Origin of the sequence: Reyranella sp., from assembly GCF_036558665.1 — a bacterium.
GTDB lineage: Bacteria > Pseudomonadota > Alphaproteobacteria > Reyranellales > Reyranellaceae > Reyranella.
In genome coordinates this window covers 1-17,600 of the sequence record NZ_DATBFE010000144.1, presented here as the reverse complement: position 1 = coordinate 17,600, position 17,600 = coordinate 1, and the positions used below count along the sequence as shown (strand labels likewise).

Annotated in this window: 20 protein-coding genes; 14 read left to right on the top strand and 6 right to left on the bottom strand. The window is 66.2% G+C overall.

Annotation, left to right across the window (positions count from 1 at the left end):
- Positions 1–238: 238 nt before the first annotated feature.
- The 7 genes from VH499_RS21055 (at position 239) to VH499_RS21025 (ending at position 7,166) form a co-directional block, all read left to right on the top strand.
- Positions 239–1,711, top strand: coding sequence for a M81 family metallopeptidase (locus VH499_RS21055; RefSeq protein WP_332054722.1), 1,473 nt, complete (start codon positions 239–241; stop codon positions 1,709–1,711).
- Positions 1,712–1,737: 26 nt separating this feature from the next.
- A complete protein-coding gene (locus tag VH499_RS21050; protein ID WP_332054721.1) occupies positions 1,738–2,901 on the top strand; it encodes an epoxyalkane--coenzyme M transferase in 1,164 nt (387 codons plus the stop codon).
- 318 nt (positions 2,902–3,219) lie between these two features.
- Positions 3,220–4,152 carry a ribose-phosphate pyrophosphokinase gene (locus tag VH499_RS21045; protein ID WP_332054720.1) on the top strand — a complete coding sequence of 311 codons (933 nt, stop codon included), beginning with the start codon at positions 3,220–3,222 and terminating at the stop codon, positions 4,150–4,152.
- A gap of 89 nt (positions 4,153–4,241) precedes the next feature.
- A complete protein-coding gene (locus VH499_RS21040; RefSeq protein ID WP_332054719.1) occupies positions 4,242–4,997 on the top strand; it encodes a 50S ribosomal protein L25/general stress protein Ctc in 756 nt (251 codons plus the stop codon).
- 25 nt (positions 4,998–5,022) lie between these two features.
- Positions 5,023–5,646 carry an aminoacyl-tRNA hydrolase gene (gene pth / locus VH499_RS21035; protein ID WP_332054718.1) on the top strand — a complete coding sequence of 208 codons (624 nt, stop codon included), beginning with the start codon at positions 5,023–5,025 and terminating at the stop codon, positions 5,644–5,646.
- Positions 5,647–5,649: 3 nt separating this feature from the next.
- A complete protein-coding gene (ychF, locus tag VH499_RS21030) occupies positions 5,650–6,747 on the top strand; it encodes a redox-regulated ATPase YchF (protein WP_332054717.1) in 1,098 nt (365 codons plus the stop codon).
- 14 nt (positions 6,748–6,761) lie between these two features.
- On the top strand, positions 6,762–7,166 hold the full coding sequence (locus VH499_RS21025) for a RidA family protein (protein ID WP_332054716.1): 405 nt from the start codon (positions 6,762–6,764) through the stop codon (positions 7,164–7,166).
- Positions 7,167–7,205: 39 nt separating this feature from the next.
- Here the strand turns inward: VH499_RS21025 and VH499_RS21020 are convergent, their stop codons facing one another.
- The gene (locus VH499_RS21020; protein WP_332054715.1) at positions 7,206–7,829 is read right to left on the bottom strand and encodes an FMN-binding negative transcriptional regulator; all 624 of its coding nucleotides are present in this window, start codon (positions 7,827–7,829) and stop codon (positions 7,206–7,208) included.
- Positions 7,830–7,920: 91 nt separating this feature from the next.
- Between VH499_RS21020 and VH499_RS21015 the strand changes: the two genes are divergently transcribed.
- The 3 genes from VH499_RS21015 to VH499_RS21005 all read left to right on the top strand — a co-directional run bounded on the left by VH499_RS21015 (position 7,921) and on the right by VH499_RS21005 (position 10,815).
- Entirely contained in the window at positions 7,921–8,589 is a 669-nt protein-coding gene (locus tag VH499_RS21015; RefSeq protein ID WP_332054714.1) for a dienelactone hydrolase family protein, read from the top strand.
- Positions 8,590–8,680: 91 nt separating this feature from the next.
- The gene (locus tag VH499_RS21010; RefSeq protein ID WP_332054713.1) at positions 8,681–9,916 is read left to right on the top strand and encodes a CoA transferase; all 1,236 of its coding nucleotides are present in this window, start codon (positions 8,681–8,683) and stop codon (positions 9,914–9,916) included.
- Complete coding sequence (locus VH499_RS21005; RefSeq protein ID WP_332054712.1) at positions 9,913–10,815, top strand: CoA ester lyase; 903 nt, start codon at positions 9,913–9,915, stop codon at positions 10,813–10,815. Before VH499_RS21010 ends, VH499_RS21005 begins: the two co-directional genes overlap by 4 nt.
- 1 nt (position 10,816) lies before the next feature.
- On the opposite strand, the gene VH499_RS21000 is transcribed toward VH499_RS21005, so the two are convergent.
- From VH499_RS21000 to petA, 5 genes are all read right to left on the bottom strand, one after another.
- Entirely contained in the window at positions 10,817–11,146 is a 330-nt protein-coding gene (locus tag VH499_RS21000; RefSeq protein WP_332054711.1) for a hypothetical protein, read from the bottom strand.
- A gap of 9 nt (positions 11,147–11,155) precedes the next feature.
- Positions 11,156–11,371, bottom strand: coding sequence for a bacteriocin (locus VH499_RS20995; protein ID WP_332054710.1), 216 nt, complete (start codon positions 11,369–11,371; stop codon positions 11,156–11,158).
- Between the two features lie 174 nt (positions 11,372–11,545).
- Entirely contained in the window at positions 11,546–12,346 is an 801-nt protein-coding gene (locus tag VH499_RS20990) for a cytochrome c1 (protein WP_332054709.1), read from the bottom strand.
- 4 nt (positions 12,347–12,350) lie between these two features.
- Positions 12,351–13,586, bottom strand: coding sequence for a cytochrome b/b6 (locus VH499_RS20985; protein WP_332054708.1), 1,236 nt, complete (start codon positions 13,584–13,586; stop codon positions 12,351–12,353).
- Positions 13,587–13,620: 34 nt separating this feature from the next.
- Positions 13,621–14,187, bottom strand: a complete 567-nt coding sequence (gene petA / locus VH499_RS20980) for a ubiquinol-cytochrome c reductase iron-sulfur subunit (protein ID WP_332054707.1) — start codon at positions 14,185–14,187, stop codon at positions 13,621–13,623.
- A 154-nt stretch (positions 14,188–14,341) separates the two neighbouring features.
- Between petA and VH499_RS20975 the strand changes: the two genes are divergently transcribed.
- The 4 genes from VH499_RS20975 to VH499_RS20960 form a co-directional block, all read left to right on the top strand.
- Positions 14,342–14,800, top strand: coding sequence for a tRNA (cytidine(34)-2'-O)-methyltransferase (locus VH499_RS20975; RefSeq protein WP_332054706.1), 459 nt, complete (start codon positions 14,342–14,344; stop codon positions 14,798–14,800).
- Positions 14,797–15,720: an oxygen-dependent coproporphyrinogen oxidase gene (hemF, locus tag VH499_RS20970; RefSeq protein ID WP_332054705.1), complete on the top strand. Its 924-nt coding sequence runs from the start codon at positions 14,797–14,799 to the stop codon at positions 15,718–15,720. The genes VH499_RS20975 and hemF overlap by 4 nt, the downstream gene beginning before the upstream one ends.
- 9 nt (positions 15,721–15,729) lie before the next feature.
- A complete protein-coding gene (locus tag VH499_RS20965) occupies positions 15,730–16,686 on the top strand; it encodes an FkbM family methyltransferase (RefSeq protein WP_332054704.1) in 957 nt (318 codons plus the stop codon).
- 63 nt (positions 16,687–16,749) lie between these two features.
- Positions 16,750–17,600: 4-hydroxyphenylacetate 3-hydroxylase N-terminal domain-containing protein (locus tag VH499_RS20960; protein WP_332054703.1), on the top strand; the 851-nt coding region annotated here is incomplete at its 3' end.

The following is a 17,600-nucleotide window of genomic DNA, read 5'->3' as shown; positions in this document are numbered from 1 at the left end:
GTACGGTGCCGGTGCGCGTGCGCGGGACCAGCGTGCGGGTCAGCGACGCAGATTACACCGTCATCGATCGCCGCTGAGCGGCCTTGCCGCCGCTCGGGGCGCGAGCGACCCGAGCCTTCACCGGGACGGCGATTTGTGCCTGCATGACCGGTTTGCGCCGTGCATGCGTGCGTGCGGCTTTCCCGGCAATGTGAAGAGCGGGTAGCGTCGGGCCTCCAACAAGGGGGCCTGCTGTCCGATGAAAAAGATCTTCACCGCCACGCTCGGTACGGAAACCAACACCTTCTCGTCATTGCCGACCGGGCTGCAGCTCTTCCAGGACACCTGTCTTTTCCGCAAGGGCGACTACGGCGACAAGACGCCGATGTTCGGCGCGCCGCTGGCGGTGTGGCGCCGCCTGGCGCAGGCGCGCGGCTGGCAGGTGGCCGAGAGCCTGTGCGCCTTCGCGCAGCCGGCCGGCAAGACCGTGAAGAAGGTCTACGAGGCGTTCCGCGACGAGATCGTCGCCGACCTCAAGGCGGCGATGCCGGTCGATGCGGTGTTCCTGTCGTGCCACGGCGCCATGGTGGCCGAGGGCTACGACGACTGCGAAAGCGACCTGCTCGCCCATGTCCGCCAGGTGGTCGGCCGCGACGTGCCGGTCGGCGTCGAGTTCGACCTGCATTGCAACATCGGCGAAGGCACGATGCGCGACGCCACCGCGCTGGTGCTGTTCAAGGAATACCCGCACGTCGACGTGTCGGAGCGCGCCGAGGACCTGTTCAACGTCATGGAAGGCGCCATCGAGGGCCGCACCAGGCCGGTGATGGCCGCGTTCGACTGCCGGATGATCGGCGTCTTCCACACCACGCGCCAGCCGATGCGTGGTTTCGTCGACAAGCTCTCGGCAATGGAAGGCAGGAACGGCGTCCTCTCGCTCTCGATCGCCCACGGCTTTCCGTGGTCCGACGTGAAGGAAATGGGCTCCAAGCTGATCGTCATCACCGACGGCGACAAGTTCAAGGCAGAGCGGCTCGCCCGCGAACTCGGCCTGGAATTCTTCGCCCTGCGCGACAAGACCCAGCCGCCTTACGTCTCGCTGGACACGGCGATGGCGCGCGTTTCAACCCACAACCTGCCCAAGCCGATGGTCCTGGCCGACGTTTCCGACAATGCGGGCGGCGGCGCGGCCTCGGACTCGACCTTCATCCTGCAGGCCCTGCTCGACCGCAACGTCAGGGAGGCCGCGATCGGCATGTTCTGGGATCCTGGCGCAGTCAAGCTCGCTTTCGAGGTCGGCGAGGGAGCGGAGCTCGATATTCGCCTCGGTGGCAAGCTCGGTCCGCAATCGGGTTCGCCGGTCGACGCGCGCGCCAGGGTGCTGAAGGTCGAGAAGGATGTCGCCGTCGAGTTCGGCGGCGAGCGCAAGAGCGTGGCTTCGATCGGCGATGCGGCTGCTCTGCAGATCAACGGGGTGACGGTGATCGTCAACTCCAAGCGCACGCAGTGCCACAGCCGCGACTGCTTCACCAAGCTCGGTGTCGATCCCTCGACCAAGAAGATCGTGGTGGTGAAATCAATGCAGCATTTCCATGCCGCCTATGCGCCGATTGCCAGCGAAGTCGTCTATGTCGCCGCGCCCGGCGCGCTTGTTCCGGACTGGTCGCTGCTGTCCTACACCAAGGCGGACAAGAGGCAGTGGCCATTCGTCGCCGATCCGCACGCCATGTAGCGGATGTCAACGCCGGGAGGCAGTCCATGCGTCGCAGCGAGGAACGAATTCTCATCACTCACGTCGGCAGCCTCCCGCGCCATCCGGCGCTTGCCGACCGGCTGATCCGCGAAGAAGCCGGCGAGGTGGTGGATCGGACAGAGCTGCACCGTCTGAGCGAAAGCGCTGTTCGACATGTCGTCGAGCGACAGGTCGCGTCCGGCGTCGATGTGATCAATGACGGCGAGCAGCCGCGCGTCGGCTTCCAGACCTACGTGGCGCAGCGCATGAAGGGCTTCGGCGGCGAATCGAAGCGACCGAGGCCGCGCGACTTCGCCGACTTTCCCGTCTTCGCCGCCTGGATGGCCCAACGGCTTCCCCGTCGCAGCAAGGTGTCGAACGCCCCGCAGGCGATCGCCGACGTCGCCTATGACGACCTTGGCGCCGCCGAGCAGGAATGTCGCATGTTTCGCGCGGCGCTCGACGGCCTCGGCACGCCGCCTGCCGACGCATTCATGACCGCGGCATCGCCAGGGATCATCGCCACGACGCTGCTCAATGCGCACTATGACAGCCATGAAGCCTATGTCTTTGCGCTGGCACGCCAGATGCGCAAGGAATACGAGCTGGTCGCGCGCGACTTCGTGCTGCAGATCGATGCTCCCGACCTCGCGATGGAACGCACGGTCCTGTTCCGTGACATGACCGCCACCGAGTTCCTCGGGATCGCCGAAATGCACGTCGCGGCGCTCAACGAGGCGTTGGCTGCCATCCCGCGCGACCGCATCCGGCTGCATTGCTGCTGGGGAAACTACGAAGGACCGCACATCCACGACATCCCGCTTGCGGAGATTCTGCCGGTGCTGTACCAGGCCCACGTCGGCGCGCTCAGCCTGGAGTTCGCCAATCCCCGACATCAGCACGAATATGCGGCGCTCAAGCGCAACCCGCCTCCACCGGAGCTTCTTCTACTTCCCGGCGTGGTCGATTCGACGACCAACTACGTCGAGCATCCGGAAGTGGTGGCGAACCGGATCTGCGAGGCGGTCGACGCGGTCGGCGACCGCAGCCGCATCATCGCCTCCAGCGACTGCGGCTTCGGCACCTTCGCAGGCTCGGAACTGGTCGCCGAGGATGTCGTCTGGGAGAAACTCAGGAGTTGCCGTGCCGGCGCCGACATTGCAACGCGGCGGCTGTGGGGAAGGGCGTAACCCCGTTCGACTTCAATCCGCATGATCGATGACGCACGATACCGCCGCGTTGCTGAAACATGGCTGTCGCGCGCGTGAGCGCAGTAACAGGCGGAGCATTTGCACGGCTCGCCGAGGAAGAAAGGAAGGTCGCTTCCAGGAGGAGCGGCCTTTCGATTCGGGCAGCGCGTTCCCCGGCCCACAGCTGCGATATTGCGAGCCGTTTACAGAGCGTGAACCGGTTGCTATGTTCCGCCGCGTCGCGGCCGGGAATGGCCGTTTTGTCGTTTATTATCAACGACTTAACGAGAACCCGCCCGGCGTGAGGGGCGCGATACCATGAAGATCCTGACGGGCAACAGCAATCGGCCGCTGGCGGAAGCGATTTCCGCCAAGCTCGCCTTGCCGCTCGTGAGAGCGAACATCAAGCGATTCTCCGACAACGAGATCTTCGTCGAAATCCTCGAGAACGTGCGCGGCGAGGACGTGTTCGTCATCCAGTCGACCAGCTATCCGGCGAACGACCATCTGATGGAACTGCTGATCACCATCGACGCGCTGCGCCGCAGCTCGGCGCGCCGGATCACCGCAGTGATGCCCTACTACGGCTACGCCCGCCAGGACCGCCGGACCGGCTCGCGTACGCCGATCTCGGCCAAGCTGGTGGCCAACCTGATTACCCATGCCGGTGCCCACCGCGTACTCACGCTGGATCTCCACGCCGGCCAGATCCAGGGCTTCTTCGACATCCCGCTCGACAATCTCTATGCCGGTCCAGTGTTCAGCCAGAACATCAAGGAGACGCTTTCGAACCGCAGTCTGACCGTGGTCTCGCCCGACACGGGCGGCGTGGTGCGAGCGCGCGCGATCGCCAAGCGCATCGACGCCGACCTCGCGATCATCGACAAGCGTCGCGAGGCGGCGGGCGTCAGCGAAGTCATGAACGTGATCGGCGACGTGAACGGCCGCGACTGCATCCTGATCGACGACATCGTCGATTCGGCGGGCACGCTCTGCAATGCCGCCGTGGCGCTGATGGACCATGGCGCCAAGTCGGTTTGCGCCTACGTCACGCACGGCGTGCTGTCGGGTGGTGCAGTCGCCCGCGTCGCTGCCTCGCCGATGGAGAAGCTCGTGATCACCGATTCGATCCAGCCCACGGAGGCGGTACGTGTGTCGCCCAACGTGCGGCCGCTCAGCATCGCCTCGCTGATGGCCGAGGCCATGAAACGCATCTCCGACGAGACGTCGGTGTCGAGTCTGTTCGACTAGAAGATTTTTGGAGATCCCGGCGCTGGGCACCCCTGGAGGCCGCGCCGCGATGAAGAGAGAGCAACAGGAAACACACAGGAGAAGTTGAAATGGCAGAGACGACGAAGGTCGTCGCGAAGAAGCGGGACCGGGCCGGCAAAGGGGGCGCCCGTTCCAGCCGTCGCGAAGGACTGATTCCCGCGGTGATCTACGGCGACAAGCAGGCCCCCCAAATGATCGCGGTCGAGCCGAAGACGATCGAGCGCGAGATGCACAAGGAGGGTTTCTTCAATCACCGGCTCCAGATTGAAGTCGACGGCACGAATGTCGACGTCCTGCCGCGCGACGTGCAGGTCGATCCGGTGACCGACCGTCCTCTGCATCTCGACTTCCTGCGCATCGGCCCCGACTCGATCATCACCGTGCAGGTGCCCGTCCATTTCAGGAACGAGGCGGCGTCGCCCGGCATCAAGCGCGGCGGTGTGCTCAACGTCGTGATGCACGAGATCACTGTGCGCACCAAGCCCGATCTGATCCCCGAGTTCTTCGAGGTCGACCTGAGCGGGCTGGAGATCGGCCATTCAGTGCACATCTCCTCGCTCAGGGTGCCGGAGGGCGTGCGCATGGTGACACGCGAGAAGGACGCCACCGTGGCCTCGATCGCCGCACCCACCGTGGTGCGCGAGGCGGCGGCCCAGGCGGCCGCGGATGCCGCGGCAGCGGCGGCGGCCCCGGCTGTGGCCGAAGCGACGCCAGCCGCGGGTGCGGCCGCTCCCGCGGCGGCCCCTGCAGCAGGAACTGCGCCAGCTCCGGCTGCGGCAGCTCCGGCGGCGGGTGGCAAGGCCCCGGCACCGGCCAAGAAGTAAGCGGGGCCATCGCCTCGCCCTTCCCATGCTGCTGCTGGTCGGCCTCGGCAACCCCGGGCCGCGCTATGCGGGGCACCGGCACAATGTCGGATTCATGGCGGTGGACGAGATCGTCCGCCGCCGTGTCTTCTCGCCCTGGCGCGCGCGCTTCAACGGCGCGATGGCGGAAGGCCATCTCGGCGGCGAGCGGACGCTCGCGCTGAAGCCGATGACCTTCATGAACGAGTCGAGCAAGGCGGTCGGCGAGGCCGTGCGCTTCCTCAAGGTGCCGCTCGACCGCGTCGTGGTGTTCCACGACGAGCTGGATCTCGCGCCCGGCCGGGTGCGCATGAAGAAGGGCGGCGGTGCGGGCGGGCACAACGGTCTGCGCGACATCGACGCCCACGTCGGCAACGGATATCGCCGCGTGCGAATCGGCATTGGCCATCCCGGCCACAAGGACCTGGTGCTGCACTGGGTGCTACGCGACTTCGAACCCGACGAGCGCGACCCCGATGACGGCTGGCTGCCCAAGCTCCTCCAGGCGCTCGCCGAGGAATCGGCGCTGCTGGTCGAAGGCACGGCGAAGGGCGATGAAAAGTACATGAGCCGGGTGGCGAATCTCGCGCCGCCGCCCGATTTGCCGGCCAGGCTATCCCTCGAAGAGTGAGTCATGGGTTTCAACTGCGGAATCGTGGGCCTGCCCAATGTCGGCAAGTCGACCTTGTTCAATGCGCTCACCGCTACACAAGCGGCCCAGGCCGCCAACTACCCGTTTTGCACGATCGAGCCCAATGTCGGCCGCGTCGCCGTGCCCGACGCGCGGCTCGACCGGCTCGCGGCGATCGCCCAATCCGCCAAGGTCATCAACACGCAACTCGAATTCGTCGACATCGCGGGGCTGGTCAAGGGAGCAAGCAAGGGCGAAGGGCTGGGCAACCAGTTCCTCGCCAACATCCGCGAGGTCGATGCGATCGCCCATGTGCTGCGTTGTTTCGAGAACCGTGACGTGACGCACGTCGCAGGCGGCGTTGATCCCGTGCGCGATGCCGAGATCGTCGAGACCGAGCTGATGCTGGCCGATCTCGACAGCCTCGAGAAACGCCTGCCCAACCTCGAGAAGCGCGCCAAGGGCGGCGACAAGGAGGCGGCCATCGAGGCGCCGGTCGTGCAGAAGGCCCTCGACGCGCTGCGCGCCGGCAAGCCTGCACGCGCCGCGGCGCTCACCGACGAGGAACGGCCGGTTTTTGCCCGGCTGCAGCTCATCACCGCCAAGCCCATGATGTACGTGCTGAACGTGGATGAAGCCTCGGCTGCCGCCGGCAATCCGCATAGCGCCAAGGCTGAAGCCTGGGCCACCGAGCGCGGCATTCCCTCCGTCGTGATCTCGGCAGCGATCGAAGCCGAAGTGGCGCAGCTTTCCCCCAAGGACCAGGCCGAGTATCTCGGTCATCTCGGCCTCAAGGAGACGGGCCTCGCGCGCGTGGTCAGTGCCGGCTATGCACTGCTCGACCTCGTCACTTTTTTCACGGTTGGACCGAAAGAGGCGCGCGCCTGGACGGTGCGACGGCAAGCCAAGGCACCGGAGGCGGCCGGCGTCATCCATACCGATTTCGAGAAGGGCTTCATCCGCGCCGAAACAATCGCCTATGACGACTACGTCGCGCTCGATGGCGAAGGCGGTGCGCGCGATGCCGGCAGGCTCCGCCTCGAAGGCAAGGACTACGCCGTCAAGGACGGCGATGTCTTCCATTTCCGCTTCAACGTGTGACTCAGGAGCCAGCCATGACCGTCACCTTCTCCAATCCCAGGACCATGCCGCGGCGCGCCGGCTATTCGCAGATCTGCGAAGTGACCGGCGGCAAGCTCGTGCTGATTGCCGGCCAGGTGCCGCACGACACCGATGACAAGCTGGTCGGCGAGAACGACTTCGCGGCCCAGGTCGAGCAGGTATTCAGAAACCTCGACGCTGCCCTCAAGGCTGCGGGCGGCAGCTTCCGGAATCTCGTGAAGATCAACAATTATTGCGTGGCGTCGGTCACGCCGGAGCAACGCACCGCGTTCCAGAAGGTCCGTGATCGCTACGTGAACACCGCGGCGCCGCCGGTGAGCACATTCATCTTCGTCAGCCGACTCGCCCAGCCGGGCTGGCTGTTCGAGATGGATGCGATGGCCGTGATCGACGGTTAGAACGGCCGGCCGTCGCACGGCCACTTGATCCGCGCGACCCTACGGCAGGACCTTCGTCATCCAGAGCGCGGTGGCCTGCGAGTCCTGACTGTCGCTCGCCTCAAGTCTGGCGATCACGCGATGGCGATCCTCGAGGTCGCGGTTCTGGCTGAGCTTGGCCTTGGCCTCGAGTCGGGAGATCGGCATGCGGAAAGCAACAATGCCTTTGCTTTGTGCCTCGGCATTGCCCGATGGTAAGCGATCGAGCGTCCAGGCATCGGGCCCGCGACCTTCGTAAGTCGCGGCGAGCCTCGCCAGCACATCGAGCGTGGCGGCCGTATCGTCGATGATCTCTGGCCGGCCGTAGGCATGGACCGTCAGATAGTTCCAGGTCGGCACCTTGGCGCCCGGCGTATACCAGGTCGGCGAGACATAGGCATGCGGGCCCCAGAACATGGCCATCGAGTCGGCCGCCCGTTCGAACAGCTTCCAGTGGGCGTTGGCGCGGGCCATGTGGCCGATCAAACGCCCGTGCGCGCTGCCGTCCTCCTGCCAGAGCAGCGCGAGATGACTTGCGAACGGCGCGCCGTCGGTCCCGGTCGTGACGAGCAGTGCCCAGCTATGCGCCAGCATGATCTCGCGGCCCACGGTCTCGGACGCCTCGAACGGCTTGGGAATGTACATGGCTGACTTTCTATGGCTCGCTCTGCGGGCGGGCGGGTTGAACGGCGACGGATTACCATGTCAGATGCGCCGCGCAACCGGGAGGTTTCTCATGGGTGAAGATATCCGTCTCAAATCAGCCGCCGGCGAGATCGGTGCCTACCTCGCCACGCCGAAGGGCACGCCCCGGGGCGGCATCGTCGTCATTCAGGAGATTTTCGGGGTCAACCACCACATCAAGGCGGTGACCGACAATTTCGCCGCCGACGGTTATCTCGCCCTTGCGCCAAGGTTCTTCGACCATATCAAGAGCGGCATCGAGCTCGGCTACACCCCGGACACGATCGCAGAGGGCCGCAAGTACGTGACCGAGCTCGGACTCGACAAGCCGGTGCAGGACGTCGATGCGGCGATCGCCGAATTGAAGAAGCGGGGAGCGAGCAAAGTGGCGGTCACCGGCTTTTGCTGGGGCGGCACGATCACCTGGCTCTCGGCGACGCGACTCCATCCCGACGCCGCCATCGCCTACTACGGAGGCGGCATCCACGGCACCAAGAGCGAGAAGCCCAAAGTGCCGACCATGATGCATTTCGGGGACAAGGACATGCACATCCCGATGGCCCATGTGAACGAGATCCGGAAACTCCATCCCGACGTGCAGGTCTTCGACTATCCTGCCGACCACGGCTTCCATTGCGACGAGCGTGGCTCCTATGATGCGGCCGCCGCCAAGCAGGCGATGGGCCGGACGCTGGAGTTCGTGAAGAAGCACGTGGGGTAGTCTTCGCTGGGGAGCGGCGGCACCCTCCGGTGGCGCGGCCCTCCGTCCGTTGCAACCAACGACGCGCGACGAGGGTCGTGCGCCCTGAGGCATGACCAAACGTCCCGCCAAGAAGTCCTTCACGCCCGATGCTTCCGGGCCCCTGAACGGTGTCCGCGTCGTCGACCTTTCACGGCTCGTGGCAGGCAACGTGCTCACCCTGCAGCTCGCCGATTTCGGCGCCGAGGTGATCAAGGTCGAGCCGCCGGAGGGCGACACGCTGCGCTCCTGGCGGGTGAAGGACGTCGAGACGGCGTGGAAGGTCTATAGCCGCAACAAGAAGAGCGTCGCTCTCGACCTGCGCTCGGATGGGGGGCGCGCGATTGTACGCCAGCTTGCCGCCTCGGCCGCAATCCTCGTGGAAAGCTTTCGGCCCGGCGTCCTGGAGGACATGGGGCTTTCTCCGGCCGACCTGCACCGGGTCAATCCGAAACTGGTGATCGTGCGCATCTCGGGATGGGGCCAGGACGGGCGCTACCGTCACAAGCCGGGCTTCGGCACGCTTATCGAAGGTTATAGCGGCTTCGCGTCGATGAACGGCTTCGCCGACCGCGAGCCGGTGCTGCCGCCGATGTATCTCGCCGACTGCATGGCCGCCTTGAACGGCTATGGTGCGGTCATGGTCGCACTGCGCGAGGTCGAGGTGAATGGCGGCATGGGGCAGGTCCTTGATCTGCCGCTTTTCGATCCGCTGTTCTCGATGCTGGGACCGCAGGCCGCCAACTACAAGCTCACCAGCGAGGTGAAGGTGCGGACCGGCAGCCGCTCGACCAACGCGGCACCGCGCAATGTCTATGAGACGAAGGACGGGCACTGGGTGTGCCTCTCGGCTTCGACGCAAGGCATGGCCGAGCGCGTGATGGCCAAGATCGGCAGGCCCGAGTTGGTGAAGGACCCGCGCTTTGCCACCAACCTCGAGCGGGTGAAGAACGGCGTCGAGCTCGACCGCATGATCGGCGCGTTCATCGCTGCCCGCGATCTCGCCGAGAACCTGAAATACTTCGACGAGGCCGGCGTCACCATCGGTCCGGTCTATGACATCTCGCAGATCGTGCAGGACGACTATGTCCTGGAGCGGGAAGCGCTGATCGAGATCGACGACCCGGAGATGGGCGATCTGCCGACGCACCCCGTGGTGCCACGCCTGTCGGGCACACCCGGCGCGCTGAAATCATCCGCGCCTCGGGTCGGTGAGCACAACGAAGTGCTCTTGAAGCCGCTGCTGGGCGAGGCCGAGTACGCCAAGCTGCGCCAGGCCGGCGTGATCTCGAAGGGAAAGAAGAAGTGACTGGCAACCGCCCCATTCCACCTGTCTGGCGTTCGATTCTCTACGTGCCCGGCAACGTGCCGAAGTTCATCGACAGGGCGCACGAGCGCGGCGCGGACTGCGTGCTGGTCGATCTCGAGGACAGCGTGCAGCTGGCGCAGAAGCCCGAGGCGCGCGCCATGCTGCCGGAAGCGATGAAGAAGGTCGTGCGCGGCGGGGCCGACGTCGCCGTGCGCATCAACCGGCCGCTGCGGCTCGCGGTTGCCGACATTGAGGCCGCCGTGCGGCCGGGCCTCTCCGCGCTCTTCATCACCAAGACCGAGGGTGTGCAGCATCTCGAGCTGCTCGACGAAGTGGTCACGGAGCTCGAGCGCGAGCGCGACATGCCGGTCGGCCGCGTCGGCTTCGCTGGCATGATCGAGCACCCGCGCGCGCTGGCGCACGTGAACGAGATCGCCGAACGGGCGCCGCGGCTGGTTGCGCTGATGCTGGGCGGCGAGGATTTCGCGCTCGAAACGGGCTCGCTGCCCGGCGACGAGACGCTGGAACTGCCCAAGCGCATCGTGGCTTTCGCGGCCCAGGCCCACGGCGTGCCGATGATCGGCATCCTGGGAACGGTCGCCGACTATTCCGACCCGGACGCCTATCGCAAGAGCGCCGAACGGGCTCGCCGCTTCGGTTTCTCGGGCGGCACGTGCATCCACCCGGGGCTGGTCGCGGCGCTCAACGCTGCCTTCACGCCGACGGCGGACGAAGTGGCCCATGCCCGCAGGCTGATCGAGGCCGATCGCCAGGCCGCTGCCGAGGGACGGGGCTCGTTCTCGGTCGACGGCAAGATGATCGACATCCCGGTCATCGAGCGCGCACGCAAGCTGATCGCGCGCCACGAGGCCATCGACCGCCGGCAAAGCCGGCGCTGATTTACCGCTTGGGCAGCTTGTCCTTCTCGGCCAGGATCGCCCGATCGATCACCGTGAACAGGTAGGCATCGGGCGCGAGCGAACAGCCGCCGCGAACCAGCACGGCAAGTTGGCCGCCCCGATCGTCGTTGGGTATCGAAACGCCTCGATAGCGCGCGGAGTGTTCGGCCAGAAATGTGGCCACCTGCTTTCGTGTCTCCGCCTGCATGGCATGCGCCTCGCGGCAGGTGATGTAGGCCGCCTGGTCGAAGCTGGGCGTCGGAACCTGGGCCCGGGCTGCGGACGTCAGTGCAAGCAGGCCGCAAAGGCCGGCAACGATTGCCCCTCTCATGTCGGCCCCCTACTTGTTGTTGTCGATGGCGGTGCCGCCGAGGTAACCGACTGCACCGCCAATCAGGCCGGCGCCCACCACGGCCCCGAAACTGCCGCCTGTCACCAGTCCGATGCCCGTGCCGATCGCACTGCCCGCAGCGGCGCCTTTCTCTGCCGTCGTCCAGGGCCGGTCACAGGCCGAGAGCAGGCCGACCAATACCAGCATCGCGATCACTTTGTTCATGTCCCCCTCCGTCGGCAGGCAATGCCAGTCGGCCCCGCCGGCCCGATGGTAACCCGCTTTGGCCTCCGCTTGGAACTGCCGCAAACCACAGCCCGTCGTCTGCGCAGGCTGACAAAAAAATCGCGCGGCCCAAGGCCGCGCGATCGGTCAACGACGTTGTGTCGTTGCCGGTCGTCAGTGCGCGTCGGCCCACACGGCACGCTTGACCGCATACATGAGCCCCGCCATCGCCAGCAGGAACAGAATCACGCGAACGCCGGTGCGGTTGCGCGCCTCGAGATGCGGTTCGGAAGCCCAGGAGAGGAACTCGACGACATCCGAGGCTTCCTGCTGCAGCGTGTTCTTGGTGCCGTCGACATAGGTCACCTTGCCGTCCTCGAGCGGCTGCGGCATGGCGATGCGATGACCCGGGAAGTGCAGGTTGAAGTTGTCGTCCTTCTTGACGTTGAACTCCTTGATCTGCTCCGGCGTCAACTTGTCGTACGGCACGTAGCCGGTGAGGATGCCGTAGACGTAGTCCGGCCCGCCCTCACGCGCCTTGACGATGACGCTGAGATCGGGCGGAGCCTTGCCGCCGTTGGCCGCGGCCGCCGCCAGTTCGTTGGGGAACGGCTTCTTGAAGTGATCCGATGGACGCGCCGGCCGCTCGATCGCCGAGCCGTCGTCGCCGATGTCGGACACCTGGAATTCGGCCGCGATCCCCTTCACCTGGTTCGCGGTGAGGCCGAGTCCTTCCAGGTCCCGGTAGGAGAGCAGCTCGAGTGAGTGGCAGGCCGAGCAGACTTCCTTGTAGATCTGGAAGCCGCGCTGCGCGGCCGCGCGGTCGTAGGTGCCGAACGGGCCCTTGAAGCCCCAGTCGTGCTTGGGCAACGGCGGCATGTCCTCGGCCGCGGTGGCAATCGTGCCCGCCGAGAAGGCGGCAAGCGCCACCGCAACCGCCGGGATCAGCTTGTTCAGGGAAAACTTGATGGACATCGGCTCAGACCGCCTTCTTCTTGAGCACCGCGTCGGCGATGCTGGATGGCAACGGCAGCGGCCGTTCGATCTTGCCGAGGACCGGCAGCAGGATGAGGAAGTGAAAGAAGTAGTAGGTCGTCGCGAGCCGCGCCGCCGGCACGTACCAGCCTTCTGGCGGATGGGCACCGCAATAGCCCAGCACGAGCACGTCGATGACCAGCACGAACACGAACCACTTGTAGATCGGCCGGAAGGTGCAGGAACGCACGCGCGAGGTGTCGAGCCACGGCAGCACCAGCAGGAGCAGGATCGAGCCGAACATGCAGATCACGCCGCCCAGCTTGTCGGGAATGGCGCGCAGGATGGCGTAGAACGGCAGCAGGTACCATTCCGGCACGATCTCGTTGGGCGTCACCAGCGGATTGGCCTGGATGTAGTTGTTCACGTCGCCCAGCGCGTTCGGCGCGAAGAACGTGAAGGCGGCATAGATGATCAGGAAGATCATCACGCCGAAGCCGTCCTTCATCGTGTAGTAGGGATGGAACGGCACCGTGTCCTGCGGTCCTTTCGGATCGATGCCCAAGGGATTGTTGGAGCCGTGCACGTGCAGCGCCACGACATGCAGCGCCACGACGCCGACGATGATGAACGGCAGCAGGTAGTGCAGGGCGAAGAAGCGATTGAGTGTCGGATTGCCGACCGCGAAGCCGCCCCACAGCCAGGTCACGATCGATTCGCCCACCACCGGGATCGCCGAGAACAGGTTGGTGATCACGGTCGCGCCCCAGAACGACATCTGGCCCCACGGCAGGACGTACCCCATGAACGCCGTCGCCATCATCAGGAGCAGGATGACCACGCCCAGCATCCACAGAAGCTCGCGCGGCGCCTTGTAGGACCCGTAGTAGAGGCCGCGGAAGATGTGGATGTAGACGGCGGCGAAGAAGAACGACGCGCCGGTCATGTGCATGTAGCGCAGCAGCCACCCCGACGGCACGTCGCGCATGATGCGCTCGACCGAGGCGAAGGCGAGATCGGCATTGGGCTGATAGTTCGTCGCCAGCACGATGCCGGTGACGATCATCAGCACCAGCATCACCGTGGCGATCGCGCCGAAATTCCAGAAGTAGTTGAAATTCCGCGGCGTCGGGAAGGTGTGATACTCCTTCTCCATGTAGGAGAAGATCGGCAGGCGGTGATCGATCCATGCGACCACCTTGTTGTTGAAGACCGGCGGAGCGCCGTGAGACGAGGCCATTGCTGCGAGCTCCAGTGGCGATCAGGTGAGGCGATCAGCCGATGCGGACGAGGGTATCGGTTGTGAAGAGATAGTCGGGAACCAGGAGGTTCAGGGGCGCAGGACCTTTGCGGATCCGGCCTGACGTGTCGTACTGCGAGCCATGGCAAGGGCAGAACCAGCCGTCATATTCGCCGCGCGGATCGCCCGGCTTGGTGCCGAGCGGGACGCAGCCGAGATGGGTGCAGACGCCGACCACGATCAGCCATTCGCGGCGCACCTTCTTGGCCGTGTCTGTCACCCGCGAGTCGTCGGTCTGCGGATCGCGCAGCTCGGAGAGCGGCACCGCCTCGGCCTCCTTGATCTCCTTTTCCGTACGGTGGCGGATGAAGACCGGCTTGCCGCGCCAGTTGACCGTAATCGCCTGGCCGACCGCGATCGCCTGCACGTTCACTTCGACCGTGCTGAGCGCCAGGGTATCGGCCGCAGGATTGAGATTGTTGATGAACGGCCAGGCGACGGCGATGGCGCCGACGGCGCCCATGGCGCCCGTCGCGACCATCAGGAAGTCGCGCCGTGTCGGATCGCCGTGAGCGCCGGCCGGAATGCTGCTTGAAGCCATTGCTTGTCACTTCCCCCGAGGAGTTAAGGCTTATAGACGAGAAAGCGCCTTTTGTTTCAAGGCTCTGTTGGTCGCAGGTCCGAACGTTCACCCGCTGTGACAGCGTGCCGCACGAACCCGTTTCCGCGTCGCGGATGGCGGCAGAAAGGTTGCCATGCGTCTCGCCCTCTACCAGCCGGATATACCCCAGAATCTCGGGGCCTTCATCCGTCTGGCGGCCTGCCTGGCGGTTCCCCTCGATATCATCGAGCCCTGCGGCTTTCCGCTGGACGACAGGCGCATCCGGCGGGCGGCCATGGATTATTACAGCCTGGCGCGGATCGGGCGGCACGCCTCCTGGCACAGCTTCCGCCGCGACCGACCGCCGGGCCGGCTGGTGCTGCTGACGACATCGGGCACGCAGACCTTTCCCGAGATCGCCTTCCGGTCCGACGACATCCTGCTGCTCGGCCGCGAAAGCGCCGGCGTCCCGCAGGAAGTGCACGATGCGGCCGACCTGCGCCTGCGCATCCCCCTGCAGTCCGGCGCGCGTTCGCTCAATGTCGCGCTGGCTGCGGCAATGGTATTGAGCGAGGGCTTGCGCCAGACGAGGGGATTCGCCGCGCTCTCATGACCCTGCCTTCACGTCACGCCACGGGACCGGACGGCCCCACACCCCTGCCGCCCGAGAAGACGGTCGCCGAGCGCAAGGATCAGGCGCGCGCCTGGTTCGAGGATTTGCGCGATCGGATCTGCGGCGAGTTCGAGCAGATCGAGACCGAGCTCGGCGGCACGCATCGCGAGCTGCCGCCCGGCCGCTTCGCCCGGCAGGAATGGCAACGCGACCCCGGTCCTGCCGGCGAGGATCGCGGTGGCGGCGTCATGTCGATCCTGCGCGGGCGCGTGTTCGAGAAGGTGGGCGTCAACGTCTCGACCGTGCACGGCGAGTTCAGCCCCGAGTTCCGCGCCCAGATTCCGGGAGCATCGGAGGATCCGCGCTTCTTCGCCTCGGGCATCTCGCTGGTGGCGCACCTGCGCTCGCCGCGCGTGCCGGCGGTCCACATGAACACGCGGTTCATCGTCACCACCCGCGCCTGGTTCGGCGGCGGCGCCGACCTCACACCGATGACCGCGAACGAGGCCGACACGCGCGATTTCCACGCCGCGCTCAAGGGCGCCTGCGATGCCCACGACACCGGCTATTACCCGCGCTTCAAGGACTGGTGCGACGAATACTTCTATCTGCCCCATCGCGGCGAGGCGCGCGGCGTGGGTGGCATCTTCTACGACTATCTCGACAGCGGCGACTTCACCCGCGACTTCGCCTTCACCCGCGCCGTCGGCGAGGCCTTCCTCGGCGTTTACCCGAAGCTGGTGCGCCGGCACATGAACGAGCCCTGGACGGCTGAAGAGCGCGAGCACCAGCTCGTGCGCCGCGGGCGCTACGTCGAGTTCAACCTGCTGCACGACCGCGGGACGAAGTTCGGCCTCATGACCGGCGGCAATGTGGAGGCGATCCTGATGTCCCTGCCGCCCGAGGCGCGCTGGCCTTAGGCCGTGCGGATGGTCGGACACCTGCTCGACGCGATGGGACGCTGGCTGCTGGTGCATGCGCCGGCGCTGGCCCGGCTTTATGCGCTCAGCCTCCGCCGCCGGCCACGCGCCGTGCCGACGTCCGGCTGGTCGTTCGCCGGAGAGTTCTACCGCGAGCGCCGCTGGCTCGCCCTCCGACGCGGCGCGCTCTGGACCCAGGCCGCCGAGAAAGGGCTGGACGTGCCGCTCATCGTGCCGTGGCTGGAGAACACCCGGATCGAGGCGACGCTCGGCAACGACCAGAGCCTTTGCGTCTATGTCGCCGGCTCCTTCGAGCCCAACGAGTTCGCGTTCCTCGCGCGCACGCTGCGGCCCGGCATGACCTTCGTCGACACAGGCGCCAACGAGGGCTTGTTCACGCTGTTCGCCGCGCGGCGCGTCGGCGCGTCCGGGCGCGTGATCGCGATCGAGCCCAGCGCCCGCGAGCGCGCCCTCCTGGAGCGCAACATCGCACGCAACAGTCTCGGCAACGTCACCGTCGTGCCGCATGCGGTGGCGGCCGAGCCGGGCACGGCCGAACTCCTGATCGCGCCCCGCAAGCACGGCCTGCACAACACGCTGGGCGAGTTCATCTACGAGGGCGAGACCGCGGTCGCACGCGAGACGGTCGTGGTCGAGACGCTCGACGATCTGCACAAGCGCCTGGCGCTTCAGCACGTGGACGTGATCAAGATCGATGTCGAAGGCGCCGAGGTGAAGGTGCTCGCCGGCGGCCGCAACGTGCTGGCGGCGTGGCGACCGATCCTTCTCGTCGAGGCCAACGAGGAAGCGCTCAGGCGGCAGGACGCGAGTACCGGGGCGCTGGTGGAGCTTCTGAAAACGCTCGACTACGAGATCCATGTCTTCAACGAGCGCGGCCTGACCGAGCGCTGGGCCGAGAACCGCCCGCTTTCGGCGAATATCATCGCCATGCCGACGCACGGCTGAGCACGCTGGCTCTAAACGCGCTTCAGCGGCAGACTTCGCGAGCCGCAGAGAACGGAGCGCGCCATGACGTCGTTGCGAAGAGGTGCCGAGTATCGGGAAAGCCTGCGCGACGGGCGGCGCGTCTGGATTTTGGGCGAAGGCCGGATCGAGGATGTGACGACCCATCCGGCGACGCGGGCGATGGTCGAGGAATATGTCGCCTGGTACGACCGCCACCTCGATCCGGCCTGGCAGGAGACCGTGCTCGCGCCGCCGCAATCCGATGGAACGCGCCCGCCAATCGGCTTCCTGGTGCCGCGCACCGTGGACGACCTTCGCCGCATGGGACGCTGCTTCTCGGCGACGACCTTCCTCAGCGCCGGCAACATCACCCACACGCCGGCCTACGGACACCTGATCGCGCTCGGCGTCCTGCATGCGGTCGGCCTCCACAACGCCTCGCCCAAGCAGGCGATCAACGCCGAGGCGTACCGGGCCGAGATCGCGCGCACCGGCCGGTTCCTGACCTTTGCCGCGGGCGCGGCGCCGATCGGCCATCGGCTGCGCGAGAATCCGGCCGAGCGGGTGGCGCTCCGGATCGTCAAACGGTCGGCCGAAGGCCTCGTGGTCCGCGGCAAGATCGGCATGCATACGAGCCCAGCCTTCGCCCACGACGTCTATATCGGCGCGCTGAACGGCGTCGACATCGACGGCCATCGCGCGACCTTCGCCGTGGCCGTGAACGCGCCCGGCGTCACGGTCGTCTGCCGCAGGATCTCGGCGCGCGACCCCGACCGCTTCGCCTCGCCGCTCAGCAGCCGCTTCGACGAGCTCGACGGCCAGATGTGGCTCGACGACGTGCTCATTCCCTGGGATCGCGTCTTCCTCACCGAGCCGTCGCCCGAGCCGGTAGCTCGCTGGCTGTTCTGGCATCA